The organism is Rathayibacter sp. AY1C1, assembly GCF_002932105.1.
Lineage (GTDB): Bacteria > Actinomycetota > Actinomycetes > Actinomycetales > Microbacteriaceae > Rathayibacter.
This window is the reverse complement of sequence record NZ_PSWH01000066.1, coordinates 1-5,049: the sequence shown is the minus strand read 5'-3', so window position 1 is coordinate 5,049 and position 5,049 is coordinate 1. Positions and strand designations below refer to the sequence as shown.

The following is a 5,049-nucleotide window of genomic DNA, read 5'->3' as shown; positions in this document are numbered from 1 at the left end:
CCGCCCAGCCACACGCGCGGGCGCAGGGGCAGCAGGCGGCGGACGCCGCGCTCCGGGGCGGGGCCGGGCCCGGCGACGAGCACGGGCGGCGCCGGGAGGCCGGGGCCGGGGGCGGGGGCGGCCGGGGCCGGGCGGGGTGGGAGCGGTGCCCTCGGCGGGCGCGTCGGTCGACGGCGCACCGGTGGACGGCGCACCGGTCGAGGTGGAGTGCAGCGGTGTGGCGCTGGAGGTCGGCGTGCTCGACGGCGTCGCGGCGAACGCGGCGGTCGAGCCGAGCGCGACGAGTCCGAGGGCGCCGACAGCGATGCCGATGGTCAGGGCGCGCTTCTTCGGACGGCGCGGCCCGAAGCTCGAGCCCTTCTCGGCGGGGGTGGTCGACTCGGTCATGGGTGTCTCCTCGTTCCGGCCCGGTGCCGACCCCGTTCGGGATCGGTTGCGGCCGGTTCCATCTCAGATTCGAAGGCGAATCTGAAGCCGGACTTAAGAACAGACCCTCCACAGCAGACGCCGGGTGCGCCCCGATCCGCGGCCCCTAGGTTCGACCACATGCCCTCCTCCGCCCGCGTGCTCCTCATCGAGGACGACGACGCCATCCGCTCCTCCGTCGAGACCGCGCTGCGCAGCGAGCGCTTCACGGTCCGCGGTCTCGTCTCCGGCGAGGACCTCGCCCGCGAGCTGAGCACCTTCGCTCCGGACCTGGTGATCCTCGACTGGATGCTCCCCGGCCCGAGCGGCATCGTGCTCGCCGAGCGGATCCGCCGCAGCAGCGACGCGGCGGTGATCATGCTCACCGCCCGCGACGCCGTCGACGACCGCCTCCGCGGCTTCGACGAGGGCGTCGACGACTACGTGGTGAAGCCGTTCGTGCTCGCCGAGCTCGTCAAGCGCGTGACCGCCGTGCTGCGCCGCCGCGGCCGCATCCCGTCCGTCGTCGAGATCGGCGACCTCGTCGTCGACCCGGAGTCGGGCCGCGCCCGCCGCGGCGGCGTCGCCCTCGACCTCACCGCGACCGAGTTCCGCCTCCTCGCCTTCCTCGCCGGGAACCGCGGCCGCACCCTCACCAAGACCCAGATCCTCACGCAGGTCTGGGGCTACGACCACGTCGACCCGAACCTCGTCGAGGTGCACCTCAGCTCCCTCCGCAAGAAGATGGAGGCGCACGGCGACCGCCTCGTGCACACCGTCCGCGGCCTCGGCTACCGGGTGGAGGCGTGAGCCGCTCCCAGCCGGGCGCCCTGCGGACCGGCTCCCTCCGCCTCCGCACCGTCCTGGCCGTGCTCGCTCTGCTGGCCGTGCTGCTCCTGGCCCTCTCGGCGACGGTGCAGGCGGTGCTCGGCGAGCGCCTCCGCGACCAGATCGAGGAGCGGCTGCAGGACCGCGCCTCCGCCGCCGCCGCGCTGGTCGGCACGATCGCCGACGACGCCCTCGCCTCGCGACTCTCGGCGCAGGGCGTCTCGGTGCGGATCACGAGCCCCGAGGGCGAGGACGTCGTGGCCGGGCCGAGCCCGGAGCAGCTGCGACTGGGCCCGGGAGCCGCCGACCAGCTCGGAGAGCCGCCGTCGCCTCCCGGCACGAGCTCCTCCTCCGGAGCCGTCCCGCCCCGAGCCGCGTCCGCCGCCGTCACCGTCGTCTCGAGCAGCGTCGCCGCCGACGACGAGCTGATCACCCTCGAGTCGACCCTCAGCGACGGCACCCGCCTCGAGCTCACCAGCGAGGCCGGATCGGTGGGCAGCACCCTCGCGCAGCTGAACGGGATCCTGCTCGCCGCGTCGGCCGTGTTCCTCCTGCTGGCCGCCCTCGCGCTGATCGTCGTGGTCCGCGCGACCCTCCGGCCCCTCGAGCGGATGACCGACGTGGCCCGCGACATCGCGCACGGCGACCGCGGGCGGCGGCTGCGCCCCTCCCGTCCGCGGACCGAGCTCGGCCGCACCGCGACCGCGTTCGACGAGATGCTCGACGACCTCGAGCAGGCCGAGCGCAGCGCCCTCGCCGCCGAGGCGACGGCCCTCGCGGCGGAGCAGCGGATGCGCGCGTTCGTCTCGGACGCCGCGCACGAGCTGCGGACGCCGGTCGCCGGCATCCAGGCCGCCGCCGACGCGCTCGTCCGCGCCGACGGCGGCGAGCAGGAGCGCGAGCGCCTCTCGGTGCACGTCGTGCGGGAGTCGCTGCGCGCGGGCCGCCTCATCCAGGACATGCTGCTGATGGCGCGGCTGGACGAGGGCCTGGCTCTGGAGTCGCGTCCGCTGGACCCGGCGGTCGTCGCCGAGGCCGCGATCGAGCGCCAGGAGCTGCGCCGCCCGGGCCTCGCGATCGAGCTGCAGCGGCCCGCCGAGCCGCTCCTGGTCAGCGCCGACGCCGACCGGCTGGCTCAGGTGCTCGGCAACCTCCTCGAGAACGGTGCCCGCTTCGCCCGCTCCCGGATCGACGTCGCCGTCGAGGCGGCCGCCGACTCCGTCACGATCACCGTCGACGACGACGGCCCCGGCATCGCCGAGGCCGACCGTGAGCGCGTCTTCGACCGCCTCGTCCGCCTCGACGACGCCCGCAACCGCGCCGACGGCGGCTCGGGCCTCGGCCTGCCGATCGCGCGCGGGCTGGCCCGGGCGCTCGGCGGCGACCTGGTGGCGCAGGAGGGACCGGTGGGAGCGCGGTTCCGGGTGACGCTGCCTCGCGCGGGCTGACGCCGCCCCGCTCCCCCTAGGCTCGACGGGCGCGCGGGCCCCGCTCCGCCTGGACGGCAGGAGTGGCTCCATGGACAGGGACGACGCGGAGCAGCGTGTCCGGCAGGCCCGCGACGAGGCCCCGAGGTTCGGGAGCGGTCCCCTGCTCGCCACCTTCACCGTCCGCCACCGCCGCGGACTCGACGTCGCCTTCGTGCTCGACGGCGCCGACGGGGACTTCCAGATCGGCATGGGCGCCGCGTCCGACGACTTCCGGAGCGTCCTCACCGTCGGCGTCGACCGCGAGGACGGCCGCATCCGCGGCGTCTCCAGCTGGACCGTCGACGGCCGCGAGAGCCGCGTGCCCGTGCGGATCCTGCACCGCTCCGCCACCGTGGTCATCGTGGAGGCCGCTCCCCTCCCCCTCGACCGGCGCCCGTCCTCGCTCAAGTGCTGGTCCTTCCTCCGCCGTGCCTCCGCCGACCACCACTCCGACGTGCTGGGCTTCGTGTCCCCCGACCTGGCCGACCTCCCCCCGGTCCGGCTCCTCACCGATCCGCGGGCGCGGCGCGGGCGCTGAGCCGGCCTTCCGCGCGACGGATCCCCGCCCGACCCGCAGGCGCCGGTGGGATCATGCGCTGACGTGATCCCGCCCGGAGGTCCGCCCGACCCGGAGGAGCGCTCGTGACGCAGGAGGTGCAGTCGACCCGGCTGCGGTCGCTCGGGAGCGAGGCGTTCTTCGGGGCGACGGTGGTCGTCGCGGCGGCGTGGTCGGGTGCCCGGGCGTTCCAGCTCTACGGAGGGTGGGGCGTGGTGCTCGCGGTGGCCGCGGTGATCGTCGCGGTGCTCGGCTTCGGGCTCCGGCGGCGCGTCGAGGAGCGGTGGTCCCGGCCGAGGCTCGAGAGGCTGCGAGCCGAGCATCCGGACGGCGGCGTCACCGCGGTGCTGAACACTCCGGAGACGCTGGCCTCGCTGCGGACGCTCGCGGTCGCCGGAGCCGCGGTCGACCTCCCGGCGCTGCGCGCGGCGAAGCCGGACCCCGTGCTGCTGGCCGTCGTCACCGCGAGGGCGCTCTCGCTGTTCCGTGCCGACGCGGACCTCTCGCCGATCGCGTTCCTGCCCCTCACCGCCGGGGACGCCCCCGAGTCGGTGACGGGCTACCACCACGGTCACGCGCTCACGGCTCCCGTTCTCACGGTCCGGCAGCAGGGGACGGAGCAGCGGCTCGCCCTCTTCCCCGCCCGAGCCTGAGACGCGGCTCAGCCCGCACCCATGCCTACGATCACCGATCGCGCAAGCACCTGCTCGCGGGGCGCCCGCGCGTCAGCATGAGCGGGATGGACACGATCGAGGAGGCGGGCGCCTGGGCGCGCTCTCTGGTGCGCCGCGAGTTCGGCGTCGGCCTCGTCGACCTGGAGCCCGTCGTCGGCGGACTCGACCACGGAGCGCGCGTCTGGTGCGCGGCCGACGGCTCCGGGGCGCTGTGGAGCGTCAAGGCGTCGGCCCGCGACGGGCGCTTCGGCCTCGCGCTCTCGGCGTCGCTGGGAGAGGCGGGGGTGCCGGGCGTCGCGGCGCCGCACCGCGCCTCCGACGGGCGCCCCTGGGTGGAGGACCGTGGGCTGCGGGTCTCGGTCGCGCCGTGGATCCTCGGCGAGGACGCCGTCGACTCCGGCGAGGACGCCCTCGACTGGGAGGGGTTCGGCGCGGTCCTGCGCTCCGTGCACGACGCCGAGCCGCCGACCCTCGCGCCTCCCGTGCGGCGGGGCATCCGCCGCGTCCGCCGTCCGCTCGCCGACCTCCTCGCCGAGACCGACGAGAGGATCGACGCGCGGCCGGAGCCCCGCCCCCGCCTCACCGCGCTGTGGCGCGCGAACCGCTCCCGCCTCGACGCCCTCGCCGGCGCTGAGCGGCGGCTGAAGCGCGCCCGCACGCCCACCTCCCGCGTGCCCCTCCACGGCGACCCGCATCCCGGCAACGTCGTCATCGACGAGAGCGGCCGCCCCTGGCTGATCGACTTCGACGAGGCCACCGTCGCCCCGCGGGAGGCCGACCTGCTCCTGATCGAGCTGGGCGTCATCTACTCGCGGCCGATCAGCGACGTGCAGCGCTCGGCGTTCCGCGCGGGCTACGGCGATGCCCTGATCGACGACGAGCGGATCGTCCGCTTCGGCTGCGTCCGCGCGGTCGAGGACGTGGCCGCCACTGTCACGCTGGCCCTCGCCGACCCGGAGCCGGAGGAGCGCGAGGCCGCCCCCGTGCCCGCCTCCCGCCTCGGCCGCGCCGCCTCGGCGCTGCCCGTCCCCACTCCGCTCGACCTGCTCGCCGGCCAGCTCGGCCCGCACGGCCTCGTCTCGCTCGTCGAGACCGCCCTCCGCCGCCCCGCCTGACG

At 76.2% G+C, this 5,049-nt stretch carries 6 protein-coding genes; 5 read left to right on the top strand and 1 reads right to left on the bottom strand.

Going from position 1 to position 5,049, the window contains the following annotated elements:
* A partial coding sequence (locus tag C5C71_RS17410) for a hypothetical protein (RefSeq protein WP_374954299.1) occupies positions 1–387 on the bottom strand: 387 nt, incomplete at its 3' end.
* 159 nt (positions 388–546) lie between these two features.
* On the opposite strand from C5C71_RS17410, the gene C5C71_RS17050 reads away from it, so the two are divergent.
* The 5 genes from C5C71_RS17050 to C5C71_RS17030 all read left to right on the top strand — a co-directional run bounded on the left by C5C71_RS17050 (position 547) and on the right by C5C71_RS17030 (position 5,047).
* Positions 547–1,215 carry a response regulator transcription factor gene (locus C5C71_RS17050; protein ID WP_104225192.1) on the top strand — a complete coding sequence of 223 codons (669 nt, stop codon included), beginning with the start codon at positions 547–549 and terminating at the stop codon, positions 1,213–1,215.
* The gene (locus C5C71_RS17045; RefSeq protein ID WP_104248322.1) at positions 1,212–2,681 is read left to right on the top strand and encodes a HAMP domain-containing sensor histidine kinase; all 1,470 of its coding nucleotides are present in this window, start codon (positions 1,212–1,214) and stop codon (positions 2,679–2,681) included. Before C5C71_RS17050 ends, C5C71_RS17045 begins: the two co-directional genes overlap by 4 nt.
* Positions 2,682–2,751: 70 nt before the next feature.
* Positions 2,752–3,240: a hypothetical protein gene (locus C5C71_RS17040; protein WP_104227448.1), complete on the top strand. Its 489-nt coding sequence runs from the start codon at positions 2,752–2,754 to the stop codon at positions 3,238–3,240.
* 104 nt (positions 3,241–3,344) lie between these two features.
* On the top strand, positions 3,345–3,911 hold the full coding sequence (locus tag C5C71_RS17035; protein ID WP_104338169.1) for a hypothetical protein: 567 nt from the start codon (positions 3,345–3,347) through the stop codon (positions 3,909–3,911).
* Between the two features lie 86 nt (positions 3,912–3,997).
* Entirely contained in the window at positions 3,998–5,047 is a 1,050-nt protein-coding gene (locus C5C71_RS17030) for an aminoglycoside phosphotransferase family protein (RefSeq protein WP_181065757.1), read from the top strand.
* Positions 5,048–5,049 lie beyond the last annotated feature (2 nt).